This window comes from Nocardia sp. CDC153, from assembly GCF_035818515.1.
In the GTDB taxonomy this organism is placed as follows: Bacteria; Actinomycetota; Actinomycetes; order Mycobacteriales; family Mycobacteriaceae; genus Nocardia.
Genome location: NZ_JAYKYU010000003.1, coordinates 352,785 through 370,996 on the forward strand (window position 1 = coordinate 352,785; position 18,212 = coordinate 370,996).

General features: G+C 63.5%; 15 protein-coding genes. 7 read left to right on the plus strand and 8 right to left on the minus strand.

What is annotated here, in order from left to right:
• Nucleotides 1-104: 104 nt before the first annotated feature.
• From VMT65_RS18440 to VMT65_RS18465, 6 genes are read right to left on the minus strand one after another with little or no spacing between them, the layout of a single operon-like run.
• Nucleotides 105-389: a hypothetical protein gene (locus VMT65_RS18440; RefSeq protein WP_326309511.1), complete on the minus strand. Its 285-nt coding sequence runs from the start codon at nt 387-389 to the stop codon at nt 105-107.
• Nucleotides 390-400: 11 nt separating this feature from the next.
• A complete protein-coding gene (locus VMT65_RS18445; RefSeq protein WP_326309512.1) occupies nt 401-784 on the minus strand; it encodes a hypothetical protein in 384 nt (127 codons plus the stop codon).
• Nucleotides 785-811: 27 nt separating this feature from the next.
• Nucleotides 812-1,600: a hypothetical protein gene (locus VMT65_RS18450; RefSeq protein WP_326309513.1), complete on the minus strand. Its 789-nt coding sequence runs from the start codon at nt 1,598-1,600 to the stop codon at nt 812-814.
• Nucleotides 1,601-1,649: 49 nt separating this feature from the next.
• Entirely contained in the window at nt 1,650-2,099 is a 450-nt protein-coding gene (locus tag VMT65_RS18455) for a hypothetical protein (protein ID WP_326309514.1), read from the minus strand.
• A gap of 40 nt (nt 2,100-2,139) precedes the next feature.
• Nucleotides 2,140-2,598: a hypothetical protein gene (locus VMT65_RS18460; protein WP_326309515.1), complete on the minus strand. Its 459-nt coding sequence runs from the start codon at nt 2,596-2,598 to the stop codon at nt 2,140-2,142.
• Nucleotides 2,567-10,795: an alpha/beta hydrolase gene (locus VMT65_RS18465; protein WP_326309516.1), complete on the minus strand. Its 8,229-nt coding sequence runs from the start codon at nt 10,793-10,795 to the stop codon at nt 2,567-2,569. Before VMT65_RS18465 ends, VMT65_RS18460 begins: the two co-directional genes overlap by 32 nt.
• Before the next feature lie 235 nt (nt 10,796-11,030).
• Between VMT65_RS18465 and VMT65_RS18470 the strand changes: the two genes are divergently transcribed.
• The 6 genes from VMT65_RS18470 to VMT65_RS18495 all read left to right on the plus strand — a co-directional run bounded on the left by VMT65_RS18470 (nt 11,031) and on the right by VMT65_RS18495 (nt 15,807).
• Nucleotides 11,031-11,888, plus strand: a complete 858-nt coding sequence (locus VMT65_RS18470; protein ID WP_326309517.1) for a hypothetical protein — start codon at nt 11,031-11,033, stop codon at nt 11,886-11,888.
• 111 nt (nt 11,889-11,999) lie between these two features.
• Nucleotides 12,000-13,538 carry a hypothetical protein gene (locus VMT65_RS18475; RefSeq protein WP_326309518.1) on the plus strand — a complete coding sequence of 513 codons (1,539 nt, stop codon included), beginning with the start codon at nt 12,000-12,002 and terminating at the stop codon, nt 13,536-13,538.
• A gap of 74 nt (nt 13,539-13,612) precedes the next feature.
• Nucleotides 13,613-13,936, plus strand: coding sequence for a WXG100 family type VII secretion target (locus tag VMT65_RS18480; protein WP_326309520.1), 324 nt, complete (start codon nt 13,613-13,615; stop codon nt 13,934-13,936).
• Nucleotides 13,937-13,940: 4 nt separating this feature from the next.
• A complete protein-coding gene (locus tag VMT65_RS18485) occupies nt 13,941-14,444 on the plus strand; it encodes a YbaB/EbfC family nucleoid-associated protein (RefSeq protein WP_326309521.1) in 504 nt (167 codons plus the stop codon).
• 39 nt (nt 14,445-14,483) lie between these two features.
• A complete protein-coding gene (locus tag VMT65_RS18490; protein WP_326309522.1) occupies nt 14,484-15,017 on the plus strand; it encodes a hypothetical protein in 534 nt (177 codons plus the stop codon).
• 361 nt (nt 15,018-15,378) lie between these two features.
• Nucleotides 15,379-15,807 (plus strand): hypothetical protein, encoded by a 429-nt coding sequence (locus tag VMT65_RS18495; RefSeq protein WP_326309523.1) that lies wholly within the window; start codon nt 15,379-15,381, stop codon nt 15,805-15,807.
• A 63-nt stretch (nt 15,808-15,870) separates the two neighbouring features.
• Here VMT65_RS18495 and VMT65_RS18500 read toward each other — a convergent pair whose 3' ends face one another.
• Nucleotides 15,871-16,230, minus strand: a complete 360-nt coding sequence (locus VMT65_RS18500; protein ID WP_326309525.1) for a hypothetical protein — start codon at nt 16,228-16,230, stop codon at nt 15,871-15,873.
• A 214-nt stretch (nt 16,231-16,444) separates the two neighbouring features.
• Here VMT65_RS18500 and VMT65_RS18505 point away from each other — a divergent pair, with 214 nt between their 5' ends.
• Entirely contained in the window at nt 16,445-17,821 is a 1,377-nt protein-coding gene (locus tag VMT65_RS18505) for a hypothetical protein (RefSeq protein ID WP_326309527.1), read from the plus strand.
• Between the two features lie 73 nt (nt 17,822-17,894).
• On the opposite strand, the gene VMT65_RS18510 is transcribed toward VMT65_RS18505, so the two are convergent.
• Entirely contained in the window at nt 17,895-18,212 is a 318-nt protein-coding gene (locus tag VMT65_RS18510; RefSeq protein ID WP_326309528.1) for a PE family protein, read from the minus strand.

Here is an 18,212-nt window from a genome sequence, read left to right on the forward strand (position 1 = left end):
CTTGGATACCAGGTGACCATTCATCGAGCTGATCACCGAGTGGCACACCAGGGAGGAGATTTGCCCGAATCGGCCTCCGCCATGTGCCACTCGACGGCGAGGCTTCAGTCTCTACGGGGTGGCGGGAGGGGTAGCTTTTCGTGGGCGCGAATCTCGCCCGGCTCGATCGTGTTGTCATCGGTCACCGGGCCGAAGCCCTTGTTGAACTTGGGGCTGCTGTCCACGATCCGTTCGTTGGCCGGGATCGCATCCCGGGCACGGGTGTCCTCGACCGTCTGCCGATCAATCTCGTGCAACCGCTCAACCGTGATACCCATTCTGGCCGCCAGCTTTTCGTCGATCGCACGCTGATCGTCGTCCGGCGGCGTGATCCAGGGCGAAAGTGTCACCAAAATCGCGACTATGCGGTCGTGATCACCTGTACTGCACGCCTTTTCGCGTCTGAGCTGACCTCGCCCAGAAGGAAGTCGCGGGAGACGATGTGACGCACCAACTCCGGGTCCGGCGGAAAGGCATGTTTACGCAGGTAATGCGATACCGCGCCTGACCAGATCCACTCGCCGTCGGTGCGGAAGGTCAGCGGCACGTCTCGGACCGAGGGGATGAATTCGTCGACCTCGAAACTGCGGGCGGCCAAGACAATCGGGGCGGAGTCGAGGTAGGTGAGGAGGCGGTCGCGCATGTGGGTGGGCAGCGATGCCCGGACTGCGACCGGGCGGCCATCGGCATCACGGTGGTCGTAAACGCGTGCGAGCTTTGGTAGTTCAGCGAACTCAGCAGTCACCGTCGGAATCCTTCCACCTGCGGCTTCCTAATTGTCAGCCAGGTCTGCGAGCCGTTGAAGCTCAGAAAGTGAGACAGCTTGCTGCTCCGGAATGGGTTGAATCACACCGAACGTTCCAGCGGCGTTGGCCGGAAGCGAGCGGCAACGGCGAACCGCGTCGAGCGCCGATAGACCACCCCTGTGTGCGTCGATGAGACGAGCACGCCACAGTCCTCCTGCGACCACACCGACATTGCCGACCGCGGCGCGAGGGAGGTACCCGGCGGCGTCATCGTTGACCGATGCCCACACGTACCCGACGATCGTGTCCTTCAGGATGACGCTCAAATAGATGACAGCTGAGCCAGTTTCGTCAGGGTAAGTCGATGTCGGCACAGGTGCGATCGCGCTGAAACCTTCGGATCGATCCTCGGGACTGCCGCTGGGGAACGTGCCGTCCTGCACCCACGGACCTTCACCGATCGGATGGTCAGGATTCAAACGCAGCGCCAGCTCCTGAATGGTCCGCGCCTCCTCCATCTCGGCATCGCCGGCGATCCCACCGAACCGCGGATCCTCAGGTTTCCCAACCCAATGCCTGATCGCCTCCACCGGCGTAAGACCCATCCGATAGCTCTCCTCGAGCCGATCATTCCAGTAGACAGCAGATTTCACCCGATCGGCCCCAAAGGCCATGTTCGTGAAAAACCCCGCAGAATTGCCCTCCTGCGACCCCCACAGGTAGCCCACAAGCACATCGCCGAGCGTGACCGGAAGATAGAACACCGGAAGACGCGTCCAGGCATCATAGTTCGGTGTCATCGCATCATGGGTCACGATTACCTCTCCAACGATCGCGCTCTTCTAACCCGAACAGTTGCTGCTCTCAGCCCTGCGGCGGCTGCCCAGCAATGCCGAGTCGATACCACTCAGGCATGTTCTCGTCGGAGCGAGGGAAGCGTTCGTTCTCTACCGCGAAATCCGAGCTGGTGGGCCATTCCTCGAATCGCGGCACCTGATCGCGGTTGTACTGGATGTTGAAGCGACCGGGCGGATCGAGGAGAAACTTGAACTCCACCCAGGTACCGAGGTTCGGCACGTACATCGCCTCCCGCAGCTCCATGAACTTTCGCCACACCTCTGGAACGAAGGTCCAGCCCTGCACCGAGCCGTCCGGCAGCTTCACGCCTGTTTCGCGTTCCGCGTGTCGCCCGATAGATCTCGCCCGAATCACGAGGCGGGTCCATCCCATCGGCAGCGTCGGCAAAATATCATTCGCGATCTCTGCGAGCCGCTCCTGCTGCTCCATCGGGCTCAGCGGCGATGGGTTCGACATTACGTAAGGCCTCCTCGGTCAAGCTGGCTACCGGCTAATCCTACTGGTCATCCTGGGCGGCTTCATGCTGGCGTTCCAGCTCGTGCCCCTGATCGACCAACCTGCGAAGCCATGGCGGAATATGGCCGTCGGCACGGGGATACGCCTCGAGATCGCGCACGAACATCATCGGATGCAGCTCTGGTGTCCAGTTCGGATCCTCGTCAAAATTGAACGAAATCTCGGAATCTCCGGTTCGGCGCAGAATGAAACGAGCTGACAGCCACGCACCCTTGTCCGGCTCATACATTTCATCACGCAAGATTTGAAACTGCTCAGTGAGTGCGAGCTGGCGCATCTCGCCGACGAAGCAGCCACCGGCTCCTTGTGCGGAAACGGCAACTTCGTAGGCCATCACGTTCGCCCATACCTCCAGAGTGATCGACTCCCAGCCGACCGGAGCCCCCGCCCTCAACGCTTCACAGATCTCACCGATTCTTGTATCGGTCCTGCGGTCCAAAGTTTGCCTCCCTGTTGGGGAATACTCGTTCTTTCGTAACGACTGATTGCACAACCGGCTTGCCGTCGACATCGAGATGGACACTACCGTCCCCGTTACGGACATAGGTGACCTCTTGCCATCGCATGATGACGTCGCTGGGCACCCCGTCCGCTTCACGGGTCATCTTTACCTGGTAGTTTCGGATCTCTTGGTGTTCCTCTTTCGCGAACGCGACCAACTGGTTTTCCTTGGCGCGCCACGAAGCCTCATGCACCCAACCATCCTTTCGGTTCCCCGAGTTCGATGCCGCCATCTGCGGATGCATGTTCAGGTACTCGCCAAGCCCGCCCAGCTCGTTCGCCAGGAGATGACCTCCGGCCCATTTGATTCGGGATCTTTCAAGCTCGGCACCGGTCAGCTCATAACCCGGATTGCTCGGGTAGGCCGCCTCGCCTTCTTGGTATGCGCGCTGCTGCGCGCCCTTCCCGCTATCGTCGTCTCGGTACGACTTATTCTGGCCACCGGCTTCGATATCACCCGTCAATGCATCGGTCTGTCCGTGCGCGTCGGTGTGGAACGACAGCAACTTTTCGTTGTTATGAACGTTTGGGACCTGATATTGGACATCGGGTAGCAGAGGAAAGCTCAGGTCAGGGTTGAATCCGGACCATGGCCCCTTCTTATCGAGTGCCAATTCCCGCGAACCCGGGGTAGCCTCAACCCATTTGACTGTGCCATCTCCGTTAGTGAAGAACGTTGTCCTTGTACCGTTCTCATTGATTACAGGGTACGCAGACCAAGGCTTCAGCGGCTCGTCTCCAAAATGCGCCCGCAATGGCTCGGGCACGACCTCGGGGTGCTCAACGGGTTTCAGCTTGCCAGGCTCCGTGTTTCCATCAGGTACGGTTTCGCGGTCACGATGCGGAGCCCTGATCTCCTCGTGAACATCGATCGGCTGCCGGGGCAAGTGGGGATTCAGCGGATCCGGGGGTTTGTGGGTTGGACGATTCCATTCGACAAAGAGATCATCGAAATCAGAGTCATCCTCATGGATCACCCTGTCCTTTCCAGGAAGGTCGTATTGCGGTTCAGACGCGCCGTCGTCGCCTCGATCTCGAGCGCTAGCGGTGTCGATGTCCTGCTTGTCTTCCTCGCGGGTACCCGGAACGAAACCGTCTTCCGAGACTTTGACTTTGGTGCCGTCCGGATGGATGAATTCCCAGTCTCCGTCTGGGGGTATGCGGGGGCGGCGGGTGCCTTCGGGGGTTGTCTCGGCGGTGGAGGAGTAGACGTGGCCCGCGTCGTCTGTCCAGGCTGGTTTGGTGGGGGCTAGGACGCCGGTGCGGGTGGCCTTGGCCAGGCGGGCGGCGGCGTCGGTGGAGGCGGCGTCGCAGCCGATCAGGCGGATGGGGCGGCCGTCGTAGCCTAGTTCGGGGAGGCGGGCGGCCAGTTCTTCCATTGTGTACTCGCGGCCGTCGAGGAGGATGGTGCCGCGGTCGGTCAGGTGGGCGTCGATGGTGAAGAAGCGGGGGTCTTCGGGGACCTGGTGTGCGAGGGCGTGTAATTCCGGGTCGTTGTGGAGGGAGAGGCCGGCGGGGGTGCGGTCGGCGTAGTGGCTCAGCGGGTCGGCCGGTGGGTTGTGCTCATCGATCGGGTGAGATGCATTCGGTTGAGGGTCATCCGCGTTCGGGTGATGTTCCGGATCGTTCGGACGACTTTCAGGATCGGTCGGGCGATGCTCGCTCGGCTCTGGTGTGCGGTCGGTTGGGTGCTGATCGGGTTCGTGAGGCCGTGTCGCGGTGTCCGAGGGGTGGGGCCGGAACGTGTCGTGGTTCTCCGCCAAGTACTTGGCCAGATCGGGGCGGTACTCCTCGAATAGCCGCATGGCGGTCGGCGATGTCGTGGGGTCGAGCATGCCGAGCTTGTCCATAAGGTCGTTCAGTCCGAGGCGGAGGCCGGGTAGCTCGGGGGCGCGGGCCGGATCGTGGTAGGCCGAGGCGAGGTCGTATAGGCGCTCGTGCAGCTCCTTGAAGCGGTCGATCAGATGCGGGGTGAGTGTCGAAGGGCGGTCGGGTGATTCGACGGGGCGTTGCGGCTCATTGTCGAGCCGGAGCGGAACGTCCTTGTCGGGCCCACCGATCGGACGGCTCGGATCTGTTCCCGGCCGATCCGGTGTCGCGTTCGGATCGTGGGCTTGTGGGACCTCGACACTGGGTTCGTGGACGTAATCGGCCGGCACGAGCTTGCCCTTGACCAAGTAGTCGACGTACCCGTCGTCGTAGCGAGCCCCCTTGGGGTCCTCGATGACGTCGGTGATCAGGAATTTCGATTCACGCTGGAGGATGAGTTCGTTCTCGGGTCCGGCCAAGCCCTTGTCGCCGACCCATGCGCCCTTCGAGTCCGCCGGAATCTCCAGTTCCACACGGACTTTGAGCCTGAACTCCTGAGGCGGCGTCGGTCCCAGGCTGGTCGACATGTAGCCGTGCTCAGTCTGGACAGTGCCTTTCAACAACATTGGGTTGCGGCCGTTCAGCGGTTGGCCGTCCGGACCGATGAAGCGGTCCAGGCTTCGCATGCTGATTCCGCGGGAAACCTCCACGCCCTCGGGAATCGGGCGGTTCATCGCTTGGTCGAGGCGTTCGACGTGGGATCGGAGGACGTCCATGGTCGGTTCGCCGCCGAAGTATTCGCGCATCATGGGCAGCTTGTCGGCGTTGCGCGACAGTTCCTGGAGCCGACCGTGCGGGTTGGGATCGTTGACTACATGCTCGATCGTGGCGCGCAGACGTGGATCGAGGCGCGGATCGCGGGGGTCTGGATGCTCGGCCAGAATCCGGTCGAGCACTTCCACTCTCGGCATGATCGGGCTGCCGTTGGTGACTCGCCTGAGTTGCTGATAGTGGCCTTCGTCCTCGGCAAGCTTGGCGAGCAGCCGCACCGGGTTCTCCGCGCGGAGGAATTCGTTGATCCACGACTTCTTCGTATAGCGCTGCAGCTCACGGAGTTCCGGTTCGGACATGGTGTCTCGGATCGGAGCGAGCATTTCGTCGCCGTAGTGGCGCGCGGCTTCGGGTGTGTCGAAGCGCTGAATTGGATCGTGCGCGGGTGCCACAGTCTCCGGCTCTGCCGGCTGAATCGGTTCCTGTGCGGTGGGTTCGTGCTCGGCATTTGGGTGCGCGGTGTCGTTCGTGGGCTCGCTGTGGGGAGATTGCTCTCGCGAATCCTGGTGTGGCTTTTCGGGCTCCGGATGTGGTGTGGCCTGCTCCGGGTGGCTCTGTTCAGTGGGATGCGGCTGCACCGAGTCCGGGTGCGGCTGCCCGGAATCCCCGAGGAACGGGACGTAGTATTCGTCCGGCCCATTGATATGGCTCGGTAGTTCCCGATGCGGTTCCTCGGGATGCGGAACCTCGTTCGGGTGCGTGAGAGTTGGCTCTTCGGGAGCTAGTCCGTCTCGCCCTGCTCGCGGTTGATCCGGTTGATCTCCGATTCGCCCCACGCTTGCCAGATCTTGATCTGGTCCTCGGTGGCTGGGCGGCGTCCCTTCTTCTCCAGGTCGGCCGTGTGCTGGCGGATGTTGTCCGCCCACTTCTGGTCCTCCGGTGACAGGGGCTTGCGGCGCTCCATCACTTTCCGAGCGATTCGGTCGAATTCCTCCTTGTTCATGGTCTGTCCTTCCTAGGTCCTGTAGTTCGATGACGATTTTCTCGTTGCCGTAGCGATCTTCGACTCGGTATTGGTCCTTGACGAGGAACTTGTTGCCCGGGGGGAAGACGACTTCGTCCTGCTGGCCCGAAGCCCAGGAGATGTCTTTCCCGAAAGCGGAGTCGATGATCAGCTCGATGTTGCCACCGGGCATCGAGCCCTCTTTGTCCGAGGAAGCGAATCCCGGGTCGAACGGGGTCTTCCCCTGCTGATAGTCATCGACGAATCGCGAAAGTTTGACTGGGTCATCGATGTACAGGGATCGGTAGACAACCCCGTGATAGTCGGGAAGCTTGTTGTAACCGGAGATCAGAGTGCGGATTTCGACGTCGCGGTCGTGCAAGGCGTGGGTGTTGCCGTTGCGGGTCGCGTCGTTGACCGGCTCGTTGAGGTGGAAGAACTGGTTCCGACGGATCGCGTCGATCTCGGCATCCGTCAGACGGGAGATCTCGGGGTGCTTCGCGGTCTGCTCGGCGCGGATGTCCTGGACCTCGCCGTCGCTGATGCGGTTCTTGGCAGCGTATTCGTGTGAAGCCGCGGGGTCTTCGTAGTGCGGGTTCGCGTAGTACGGCTTCTCTTTGACCGGTAGCTTCGGGCGCTGCGGTTCAGCGCCCTCGGGTAGGTGCGGCCCGTTGTGGTCGGGGAAGCCGCGGTGTGAATCCGGTTGGCCGATACGGGCTTCCGGGCGGGTGGCGGCCGGGTGTGCGGGTGCGCCGGATTCGAGGGGGTGTAGTGGGTTTCCGTGGGCGTCGTAGATGATGGCGTGGGTGTTGGCGACGTTGGTGCGGTCTCCCGGGAACGGGTGCGGGCCTTCGCCGAGGGCGGGGTCGTGGATGACGAGCAGGCCGCCGTCGTTGGTGACGGTGTAGGCGTGGGCGCCGACGCCGTTCTGATCGGCGGGGCCGTGGAACTCGTCGACGACGATCGCGGTCGCGCCGTCGCCCATGCGGTATAGCTGATCGGCCAGGACACCGGGGGTATCGATCGGCTGCATGTGGGCCCCGGCGGCGTTTTCGAGCTCGTCGGCGGACATGCCCCGGTGGGCGATCTGCGGATCGTCGGGGATGTGGATGTTCGGGTTGCCGGTCAGCTCTTGGGCGTGCTGAAGAGCCTGCGGGCCACAGTCGTTCGACGGCGAATGCTCCGTCGGGAGCTGCGGGGTGTGCTCGGCGACCGGGTCGGGGTTGCGGTATTCGTCGACAAGGCTGTCGTAGCCGTGCGGCGCGCCTTCGACCGGATCGTGCACCGGCGGGCGCAGGTGAGCCGGGTCGCGTGGCGTGGAGCCGAAGCTCCGTTGCCAGTCATTGAGATCGGGGCGCTCCGGGCGAGCGAACTCGGGGATGACCTCGTCAGGGCGGCCCGCGGCGATCTTGCCGAAGTTGTACAGGGATTCGCTCGGAACACTTCGGCCATCACCGTCGTGGAACTTGTAGTAGCCGGTGTGGGTTCCGATATCACTGAGAGTTCTTATGCCGCCCGGGAATTGAGCGGTGATGCGGCGCGCTCCGAACGAGTCGACCGACGGGTCGAGACCCAGCCCGAGGCCGAGAGCCGGTGCGGCCCGGGATATGTCATCGGGATGACTGGAGCCGATCCAGGTCACCGGATCCCGAGGCGAGCTGGCGACGAATACGTTGTCGCCGATGCCGAATCGAGAGGCGTGCGGCACGATGCCCGCGCCCGGCGAACCCAGCAGGGTGATCGTCGAGACCTCACCGGCCAGGCGCCCACCCGCACCGGCGAAACTCGTTGTGGTGGAACCGTAGCTGTGGCCGAATATGTGTACATCCGGCGGAGCCGAACCGTCAGGTAGGGCAGCGTCCTGTTTCCGAGTTTCGTTGAAGGCAGCCAGATCTCGGGCCAGGAGCTGACCACCGCGCTTGGCCAGGTCGGCGTTGGTCATCTCCTTGAAGATCTTCGGAACGCCACTCGGCGCGTCGTAGCCGATCCACGCGATCGACGCCACCGCGCCGGGATCCTCGGTGTTTCGTGAAGTCTCCCAATAGTGGTTGAACGAATTGTTCAGGTTCACCTTCAAGCTGCGAACCGTGGTGGTGATGCCCGGGATGTGGAACGAAACGGTCGAGGCTTTGTCCACGTCACCGAACGCGACGACGGCCCGGCCCTCACCGTTGAACGCTCTCGCGTCGTAGGAGAGCACCTGGACCGGTGGCCGGTGACCACCGTTCTCCTTCGCGTATTCGTCGGCGAGTTTGTCGGCCAGTCGCAGATTGTCGACGGTCTTGGAGAGGTTCTTGTACTCCCGGTAGCCGTCGGGATCGAAGAACCTGTTGGTGAATTTGTCGACACGTGGGTTGTTCGCACGCAACTCCGCCATGTCCCGGGCGATGGACAGGCGGTTGGCCTGGTCCCGCACGGGCGCCGGAATGCCATCGGCATTGCCGATTTCGCGTGGATGTACCCGCGTCATCGCGGCCTGCTGGTCCTCGGTCAGCGAATGCCACCACTCGTGATTCTCCCGGGCCCGGCTGTGGGCCCCGGCCTGGTCGGTGTCCTCGTGGTGCAGCAGCGTCGATGGGTCGGCCTCATGCCCGAGTCTCTCGAGAGCGTCCTGAGCGTGGAGTCGCTCCGCGTCGGTGATCGGCCGATCTTCGGGCAGCACAGGACGATCCGGATGTTCTGCGGGTGTGTGCGACTCGTGGTCGTTCGGCTGATTCGTATCGTGGGACGGCTCGTCGTGGCCGTCACGATTTCCGTCGTGGGTTCGGTCCGATGGCTGGTCCGAGTTATCGTGCCCTTTGCCGCCGATCCGGCTCTCGGGCTTGTCGCTGTCTTTGGTGTGCGACGCATCGGAGTCTTTGGCGTGCGACGCATCGGAGTCTTTGGCGTGCGACGCATCGGACCGACCGCCGTCGGTGGGCCGAGTGGTATCGGGACGGTCGCCTTCCGGTGTGCGCGTGGCATGCTCATCTGTCGGACGAGCCGTCTCTGACCGTTCCGGAGGAAGACCGGCGGCGTGCTCCTGCGCCGCAATCTGTGCTCGGTCAGCGGCGGGTCGTTGCGTAGCCGCCTCGAGGCCAGTCGCTTTCGCCTGTGTACCCGTACCGATCCCGGCATCGCGGGTCGGGGCCGCACCAGCCTTGGGGCCTTCGGCTGCCGGTGCAAGATTCGTCGGCGACTCGGATCGTGGCGTGGCGGTGGCGGTCGGCGTGGACCGCCCTTCGGGCGCGGCCTGGCCGCCGCCGGTCGTATGTGCCGGAGTCGAGGGTTGAACGGCATCGGAAACCCGTGGTGCTCCGCCATTGTGGGCATTGGGAGCGACTTGGCTCACGGGTCCGCCACCGGCAGACTGCAGGTTCGTGAGCCCGTTCCCGTTGTCCGCATGCGGAGTCTGCTCGACCGGCCGTGCGCCGAGTGTGGCGGTCCCAGGAGAATTCGCGCCAGGCTGATTCTGACCGGTGTGATCGCCGGTTGTGTCGTGAACAGCGGTGTCGGACTTTATATCTGACACGGACGCCGGATGGGTCTCGGCGCTGGGTGTCTGGTTCGCGACCTGCGTTTCGGACGGATTGGTGAATGCCGGGGCTTTCGTCTCGCCGTAGGTCTTCATCAAATGAGACCCGAGGCCGCCCACCGCGCCCGCAGTGATCATGCGGGGATCGAGCTCGGTGTTTCCGGTCGCCAAAGCGGTTGCGCCCCAGCCTGCCAACCCGGCGATCGCGCCTGTACCCATGGTTTGCAAGCCGGCGACAGTCATCGTTCCGAGGCGCGAGTTCTCACCGAAGATCTTGGTGGAGACCGGTTTGAGCCCTTTGCCCAGAACGGCACCGGCCGGCGCGGCCACCAGACCACCGACACCGCCCGCCAGGGCCATGGTGCCGACCTCGCCCCAGTCGAACTTCGTGCGACGACCCTCGTACCGCTGCCACGCCTGAATAGCGGCATCCGGGGCCGCACCCAGCCCGGCACCGACGGCCGCGCCCACACCCAGGTTGACGGCGGCGAGCGTGAACTTCGCGAGAACCGCTTTGATCCCGGTGAGCTCGGCCCACTTCACCTCGTGCCCGACGAGGTAGTTGATCAAGCGCTTCATCAGTATCCGCACGGTGATGCGGTTGGCAGCGATGACGCCGGCTTCCTCCACAGGCGCGGCGAACAGCGACGCTGCGGCGATGGCCATCTCCGTCGCCATGATGAGCAGCGTCGCGTGGAACATGAGCTTCGTGTATTCGAGCTCGGTGCCCGTGCCATCCGCCATCGACGCGACGCTGTCGAACCATTTGACGAGGTTGTCGATCGACAATGCCTGAGAGTCCCCGGAGGACTTCAGGGTCTCGAGCTGCTTGATCATCTCCTTGCCGCCGTCGCCCTCGGGGTAGGCGACCTTCACGGCGGCGATCGCGTCGTCGATATCGCCCTTGATGGCTTGGAGTTGCGATGCGGCGGACCGCCAATCGTCGGCGAGACCCCACATGAGGTCCTCGTTGCCCTCCGGCCATTTCATGCCGACGAGGTAGCCGAGAGTGCCTACAAGGGGAGGCCGCCAGATCATCGCGTGCCTCCCGATCCGAAAAACACGCGCTCAACTGCGGTTTCGAACCGATACCCCCGTGCTGTCACTCCCGCCCCCGGACCAGAACCGACTTGTCAGCTATTCAACTGTCCACCAGGTGTTTTCACGAACGAACAGTCGATGATCTTGCGCTACGCTGCCATAGAAGTCGCCGAACGGCAACCTGGAGATCCGGACCGGCTACCAATCAGCAGCCTCGGAAAGGGGTGGCACCATGCGATCGCTGTGGTTCATTCCCCATGGCAACACCGTGACCGAGCCCGAAGAATCGACCGGCTATCGAGGTGGCTGGTCGTCCACTCTCCACCCGATCAGCACCAAGCAGGCCGCGGCCGTTGCCGCGCATGGGCGTCGCCGCGCCCGTGAAATGCTCTCTCTGCTCGAAGGCGCGGGCTTCATCGCAACCGAGGCCGGCTCCGAGTACTGGAGCGAAACCGAGTTGGTCGGTGAAGGTTTCAATCGATTCGACAAGGGATACAACGGCCGGGTTCACAAGGTTGCGGCCGATCTGACCCTGCCTGGCTCGACCTCTGATATAGCTCTGTTGGCGCGCCGCTTCGCAGACCTGCCCCCGAGTGTCATCGAGCGCGTCAGGGCGGACACCCCCGACAAGACGTACACGTTGTTCCTACCTCGGCAGCACGGTCACGCCGGAACCGTCAAGATTACGAAGCGGGAAGACCCGCCCCGGATCACCGTCAATCTGCTCGCCACGAGTAAGCGGTACTTCTATCGCTGGGACAAGCGGGAACCGGTCTGGAAGATCCTCCTCCGGAACCAAACCGAGGAGGGCCACGAGGATCGCCGAGCACGTGAGATCGCTCGTCTCGGATTCTCCAGCCGCGACTGGCCCGTCCACGCGGAACTGCCCGACGGCATCTCGGAATCGGAGGCCACCGATCGCGTGCGCCTCTATCTCATGGGAGCCGGCGTCGACACCGCTGCTGCGACGTTTCGTGCTCGGCGGACCGACAGCGGCTGGGACGTGGCGATCTCCGGCGATCCCGCGCTCGACGCCCTGGGTGTACTGCGGATCACCGATGCCGGACGCATCAACCCGCTCGACGAGTGAATTCGCGGCAACCGCCACGGCCGGATCTGAAACACACCTCGCGAATGTGTAGGGTCGCAGGCGTATCCGAACGGGCAGCCGCACCGCCCGGTCGACGAGGGGAGCGACATCGTGAGCAAGCCGCAGGACGGGGATAGGGACGAGGAATTCTTCAAGGAATTCATGTCGTCGTTCGTACAGGCCAGCGGTGATGGTGCTCCCGGGTTCGAAGTCGTCGCTCATCCGGGGCCAGAATCGGTCGTCGATGAGAAGCAGATCACCGAGCAGGCGCGCGAGCTGACGCATCGGGTCGCCCGCGAGCTCGCGGCGGACGGCCCCGAAGGCTGGGAGCGCGTCGATGCCGTCTTCGCCTGGACGGTTGCCGCACAGGCGTGGAATGTGACCTACTCGGCGAACGGACGCGGCGTGCGCGCCGAGCCTTCGCAGGCGACCCTTTTCGCCGTGCAGGAGCAGCGAGAAATCGCCGCACAACTACCGGCCGGGCCGTGGTGGCGCATGCGGCTGATCATCACCAACCCGGGTCAGATCCAGACCGACTACGACTACGGTGACGAGCCCTTTCCCGACGATCAACTCTTTCCCGCCGAGGCGTATCGCGCGGACCTTCAGCAGTACCCGCGCGACCGACTACCGGTGTGGCTGGCCGCCTACGTCGGCAACGAGGGTCGGCAGCAGCGTTCGCCGCGGGTCGCGGCCGAACAAGCTCGCATCGACCGCGGCAAGGGAATCCGCGGAGAGGTGAGCACGACGGATTTCCCTCCGCTGCCGCTGGTTTGGGCTCGGTGGACCGCGATGGCGGCTGCGTTCGCGGCCGTCGGTTCACCGCAGGGTCCGCGCATTCTGCCAGCACTCGCCTGGTTCGAGGGCTCCCGGCGCAGCGGAAGCACCCTGTATGTACTGCCAGGCGACCGGGCGGTCATTTCCGGCGGCGTGTGGAACGCACCGGCACTGGACGCGGCCTACAACCAGGGCAAGCCGCTACCCGAACTCTATGCGGGCGCACCGGATTGGATCACCGACGCCATTCTCAACCCCAGAGCGGTCTCGGGCCTGCTGTCATTCTGTTACTGGTGGGAAAATGGCAACTGGCACCGCGGAGAATCCCCGGACGGTCAAGGTCTGGCCGAAGCTGTGCCGGGGGTCTGGACCGCCGAGGCTACGGTCGACATCATCGTGGACGTGCTTGCGGGAGCCATCGAGCAGCCAGTGGATGACCTCACGCGGACCGCCGTCGCGACCCTGGTGGCGGCCGCCGAGGCCGGAGTCGTCACCTTCGAAACCATTTCCGCCGCTTTCGATCCCACCCGGTTCGATGTGGATGCCGCGCTGAATCAGTTCTCGCTCGCCGGGCTGCGGACCTTCGTGGTACTACCGCCCCTGTCTCGTATCGACGCAATCGAGCAGGTGCGCAGGCACATTCGGAACAGCGGTGCCGATACCACCGGGTATCCCCTGGACCAACTGACCGCGGATCGGATCGACGCCGGTTGGATGGTCTACGTGCCGACCCGACCTGGGGAGATCATGCTCGGCCGTGCCATCTATTACATCGCCGACGACGGAGTGATCGAAGCCTCCTCGTCCTCGGTGCCACCGAATGTCTACATCGCCGGGTTCACGCAGCGCTATCGCGACCGAAGCGGTAGTTGAGGATTTCCTATTGCCGCCATGGGCGCTCGACGATAGCGTCACGACATTCACGACAAGGGGAGGAACGAACCGCCATGACCGAAAAAGTCGAAGTCGATCCGGAGCTGCAGCGAGTGGCCGCAGCCAAGGCCGCGCAGGTCACAGATCGTATCCGCGCGGTTCTGACCGCGTTGGAGAACTCGTCGGACGGCAAGGGCCAACCGTGGGGAGACGACGAGTACGGCGAGAAGTTCGCAAAGGGCGACGGCGCCAACGGATATCTCTCGTCGCGAGACAACCTCACGACCCTCGTCGACAAGCTCGCGGGCAAGTCCGACAGTCACTCGACCACGCAGCAGGACGCGGCCAAGCTGCACGACAACACCGACAAGAGCAACGCCGACGCCTTCAAGCAGTAAGCCGATGGCCAACGAATTCATCAAAGGCGAACTGGCCTCGATGATCGATGAGTTCCAAGCGCAGATGCGAGTACTCACCGACATCCAGCAAAAACGCGCGCAGCTCTTGGCAACCGGATACGCGCTGCAGAAGCGTGTCACGGTAGTGCTCAACGCCGACGGAATCGTCATCGAGACTCGATTCGACGACGACTTGGAAGGTCTACCGCTCCAGGACCTTTCGAAGGCGGTTACCGAGGCGGCACAGGCCGCGGCGACCGAATTAGCCCGGAAGAGCGCCGAACTAACCGCTCCTATCCAGGAGCGTCGCGGGCGCATGCCGAAGATGTCGGACCTGATCGACGGGTTGCCGGACCTGACGGAACAGATCCCCGATCGCATCCCCGCCTCCACCGCTCCCCCGAATTCGCCTGAGCGGCAGCAACACAACGATCCGGTCATGACCTTCACCGACGTCGAAGACCTCGACGACATCACGCCCGGGCGGATTCGCGCCGACGACTGGTGAGTCCGCGACACTGCACATGGTCAGACGAGAGGTTCGGATATGTACGACTGGAAAACGAATCCTCAGCTCTGCATCGCGTGGCGCTTTATCGGTGATGACCGACGGGCGGTGTTCGTCATCGACGGCCGGAAGTATGCGACATACCAGGAGTTCAGGAGCGTTGTGCTCGAGGCGTTCGACTGGATCGAGTCGATATCGATGGCCGGTGAATTCGAGACCAGTCCGGTGGGAATCAACGAAGCTCCGCTCCGCCTTCCCTCCTGGGAGGAATATCGTGACGAGCACAGGTCCGGGCGGCGTGGCCGTCCCGGGAGGCAGCAGTTGATGCGGAATTTCGAGAACATGCTGGGGCGGGCACTGGAAGGGCATGGGGTACGGACGCATTCCGGGCTCGATCAGGAAACCAGGGACGCACTGAGGGTGGTTGCCCAGGCGCATCCGAATGTCAGCGACGAGCTCGTCGAGGATGCGCGGCGGGCCTTCGCCGGGCAGTTGGATGGCAGCAACGCGGCCAGGCGGCGGGCGGAGCACGAGCGGAAGGTGCGGGAGAGGGCTGCTCGGCGAAGGCCCTGACCAGCTCAGTTTGGTAGGGGGTCGATGTTGAAGTCACTGTCGCCGGCGATGCACTATGAACGTTCCTTTAGCTGGGTGAGCCTGCGGCCCCGCTCCGGCCGCCATCGACAGCACTCGCTCGAAACTCTCCTGCAGCTGTTCCTTGGTGGGATGGCCACGTCGCACTCTGATCCCCTTCTGTCGAGCGGATTTCAGTGTCACACGGTGCACGACCCTGCGCGTGAGCATCATCAGCCAGCCATGGTCCAGAGCATCTAGTAGTCCGCCGTTGGAAGTTCGTTAGTTATCACCAAGTCTCGATTCATACCGTCGACAGCGTTCCGGCGGAGGAGTCGGATCGGATCGTGGAAGGGATCGAGTGATGACTGGTCGGATGTGGGTGCGGGGCGCGGTTTTGATGACGGGGCTCGGCGTGGTGGTGCTGACCGGCGCGGCGGGGGTGAGTGGCCCACAGGCGATCGCTGCGCCGATTACCAAGCAGATCTCCGACACACAGGTGCTCGATTGCACCGGGCGCACACCATCGGTCAAGCCGACCGAACTCGAGCCTGGCTGCTCGTCGTCGCACCAGTATTTGACCGGCCTCGACTGGCATGTCTGGGGATCCGATGTTGCGGTCGGCGAAGGCACCTACCATGTGAACAAGTGTGACCCGGCTTGCGCTGCAGGTAATTTCGAGACGCTTCATGCTTGGGTAGTGCTCTCCGCCCCGGCTCAGCCTGGCATGTTCACCAAGGTGACGATCGCTGACGACAAGGGCCAGTGGACAACAACGATGCCCGTCAAATAGCCGGGGACCCTGTAACAAGCCTCGAACGAGGGAGCTCGCGGCCGAAATTGTCGGCACGGAGTGCTAGCTCAGGGTGAAGACCCAGGAGCCGTTGCAGTTGGAGACTGGGGCCCAGTCGGATTCGTAGCGCCATGAGGTGTGGGCGTAGGCGGGGAGGTAGCCGATGTTCCAGCCGCCGGTGACGGTCGAGATGGGGGCGTTGTCATACTCCAGGTAGGTCAGGGTGTAGGGGCGGATGTCCCAGTTCTGGTCGCCGATGATGCTGCTGTGGACGGTGATGGTGGCGGTGTGGGATGTGGTGTTGTCGATGTACAGGCAGGCGTTCGGATATAGGTCGGCGTGGGCGGGAGCGGCCAGGGCGGTGGTCGCGGCGGCGGTGGTGGCGCACATGAGTGCGATCTTGAGTGCAGACGCTGTGCTCACGATGTTCGCTTTCATCAATAGGTTTGTGCCGGAACGGAACTCCGGATAGACACAGTTGATCTCCACGAACTTGCCGGTTCCTTAACGGGACCTTGGAGGCGACGGTTGGCCGGGTTTGCCGATAGCGTGGGGCCGGATCGCCGGGACGAGGTGGTCGGGAGTGGATGAGTAGTGGGAGGGGCGAGAACCTGTGGCCTACATACGGAGTGACCTTGTGGAGAGTGCGCCGGACGGCGCGTCGGGCAACTCGACACGGGTGTCGGGGGGACTGCTGATCGGCGTTGGGGTTCTGGTGCTCGTTGCGTCGATTGTTCCCTTGGGGCGGGTGAACCTCGGTGCGGAGAACGGCTATGTCGGCCATGTCGTTTTCGAGATGTTTGCGTGGAAGACCGTTGATCACTCGGTTGGCAGCGGCTACGCCTACACCGACATTCGACTCGTAGGTATCGCGTTCGAAGTGGTAGCACTACTTGCTGTGGTGAGCGGGGTGTTGTTGCTCGCCGGAAGGCGGTTACGTGGTGGACCGTGGTTTGGAGCGTTCGCGAGCGGATCAGCCATCGCGGTCACGGTGATAATGATGCTCAGTGTGGCGGCGTCCGATGGGATCAGCTACGGGGTCGGGTTCTGGCTCCTGTTGCTGGCCCTGATCGGTGCTATCGCGGCCCTCGTGCCGTTGGTCGGTGCGAAGCCGATCGCACCACCGAGTGATGCCGGTGGAGCGGCGGACCGAGTCGGTGCGGTATTCGTGATACTCGCGGCCGCGATCATGGCGGCGGCGGAGGTCGTGACGCTCACGCGTGGCTCGGAACTGAAATCAGGTGTCGCACTGCCGCTTGCCAACATCGAGCCCCTGGTGAGCAGTGTGGCGGCAACTGTCGCGGGGGTGCTGGTCGCCGTTTTGGGAAGGCGCCATCCCTCCCTCAGACTCGTGGCAGGTATCGCGATCGGGTTGGTTTTCGGATCGGCGTTGGCGCATGCGCTATTCATGCAATACGCGTGGGGACTCCCGACCAACTTGGACCAGAGAACCTTCAGCTTCGCCGGCATGGTGCTGGCCGCACTAATTTCGCTACCCGCTGCGATCGGCGGCCTTGTGGCCGTACTGGCCAAGCCGCGGTTGCAAAACCCTCGACCTCAGGGTTACGCGTTCGGACTCATGCCTCAGCCCGCACCGAATCCGTTTGCGCCCGTGCCCAATGTTGAAGCGACCGTGAAGCTTCCGCCACAGCCGCCCCGGATGGCGAAGGTTTATGACGGGAAGGATGCTGAGGGGCGGCCGGTGGTGGAGCGGGCGGTGTTGGAGGGGAATTTGCGGACTGCGGTGTTGGCTTATCTCGAGTCTGCGCCGGTTGTGTTGGCGGCCAGAAGTTTTGAGCAGGATGAGTTTGTGCCTGGGGAACGGGATGTGCCGCTTACGTTTCGGACCGATGGGACCTGGGTGTGGGCGGGGGCGGTGGCGCACTACCTGCACAAGCATGGGTTGCCGCCGGAGGAGGAGTTGGTGCGGCACATCACCGCTCGGGGATTCCAGGTCGGCGAGGTTGGTGAGGCTGCACGGCAGGCGGCTGTTCGGGTGATCACCGCGGGATGAGCCTGATTACCGCAGGGTGAGGCCCGTGAGAGGGCGGGAGTGGAATTCGGCTCCCGCCCAAGGGATCTGCGGATCAGAGGTTGGTGAAGTCCACCGCGTTGGCGGATTCGACCTGGCCGAAGGTGTGGGCCTGGCTGCGGACGACGGCGGCGAGCTTGCGGAGTTCGTCCACGCCCGAGGTGGTTTGGGAGACGAAGGACGCGCCTACCGCGGTGAGGGTGTCGGCGGCGGCCAGGGATACCTTGTCGGATCCGGCGGCGGGGACGGCCAGGGCTTCGCCGTCCGCGCCGAGGGCGGACTCCAGGCGATCGGCCATGGCCTCGAGGTCGGCGGCGGCGGCCAGTACCGTATCGGCGTCGAAACGTACACCGCGCAGGTTGAATTCGGTCAT

What these genes read in the sequence shown, in the direction of transcription:
- VMT65_RS18455 (WP_326309514.1), bottom strand. Translation starts at nt 2,099, where the DNA reads ATGTCGAACCCATCGCCGCTGAGCCCGATGGAGCAGCAGGAGCGGCTC.
- VMT65_RS18465 (WP_326309516.1), bottom strand. Translation starts at nt 10,795, where the DNA reads ATGATCTGGCGGCCTCCCCTTGTAGGCACTCTCGGCTACCTCGTCGGC.
- VMT65_RS18470 (WP_326309517.1), top strand. Translation starts at nt 11,031, where the DNA reads ATGCGATCGCTGTGGTTCATTCCCCATGGCAACACCGTGACCGAGCCC.
- VMT65_RS18480 (WP_326309520.1), top strand. Translation starts at nt 13,613, where the DNA reads ATGACCGAAAAAGTCGAAGTCGATCCGGAGCTGCAGCGAGTGGCCGCA.
- VMT65_RS18485 (WP_326309521.1), top strand. Translation starts at nt 13,941, where the DNA reads ATGGCCAACGAATTCATCAAAGGCGAACTGGCCTCGATGATCGATGAG.
- VMT65_RS18490 (WP_326309522.1), top strand. Translation starts at nt 14,484, where the DNA reads ATGTACGACTGGAAAACGAATCCTCAGCTCTGCATCGCGTGGCGCTTT.
- VMT65_RS18495 (WP_326309523.1), top strand. Translation starts at nt 15,379, where the DNA reads ATGACTGGTCGGATGTGGGTGCGGGGCGCGGTTTTGATGACGGGGCTC.
- VMT65_RS18510 (WP_326309528.1), bottom strand. Translation starts at nt 18,212, where the DNA reads ATGACCGAATTCAACCTGCGCGGTGTACGTTTCGACGCCGATACGGTA.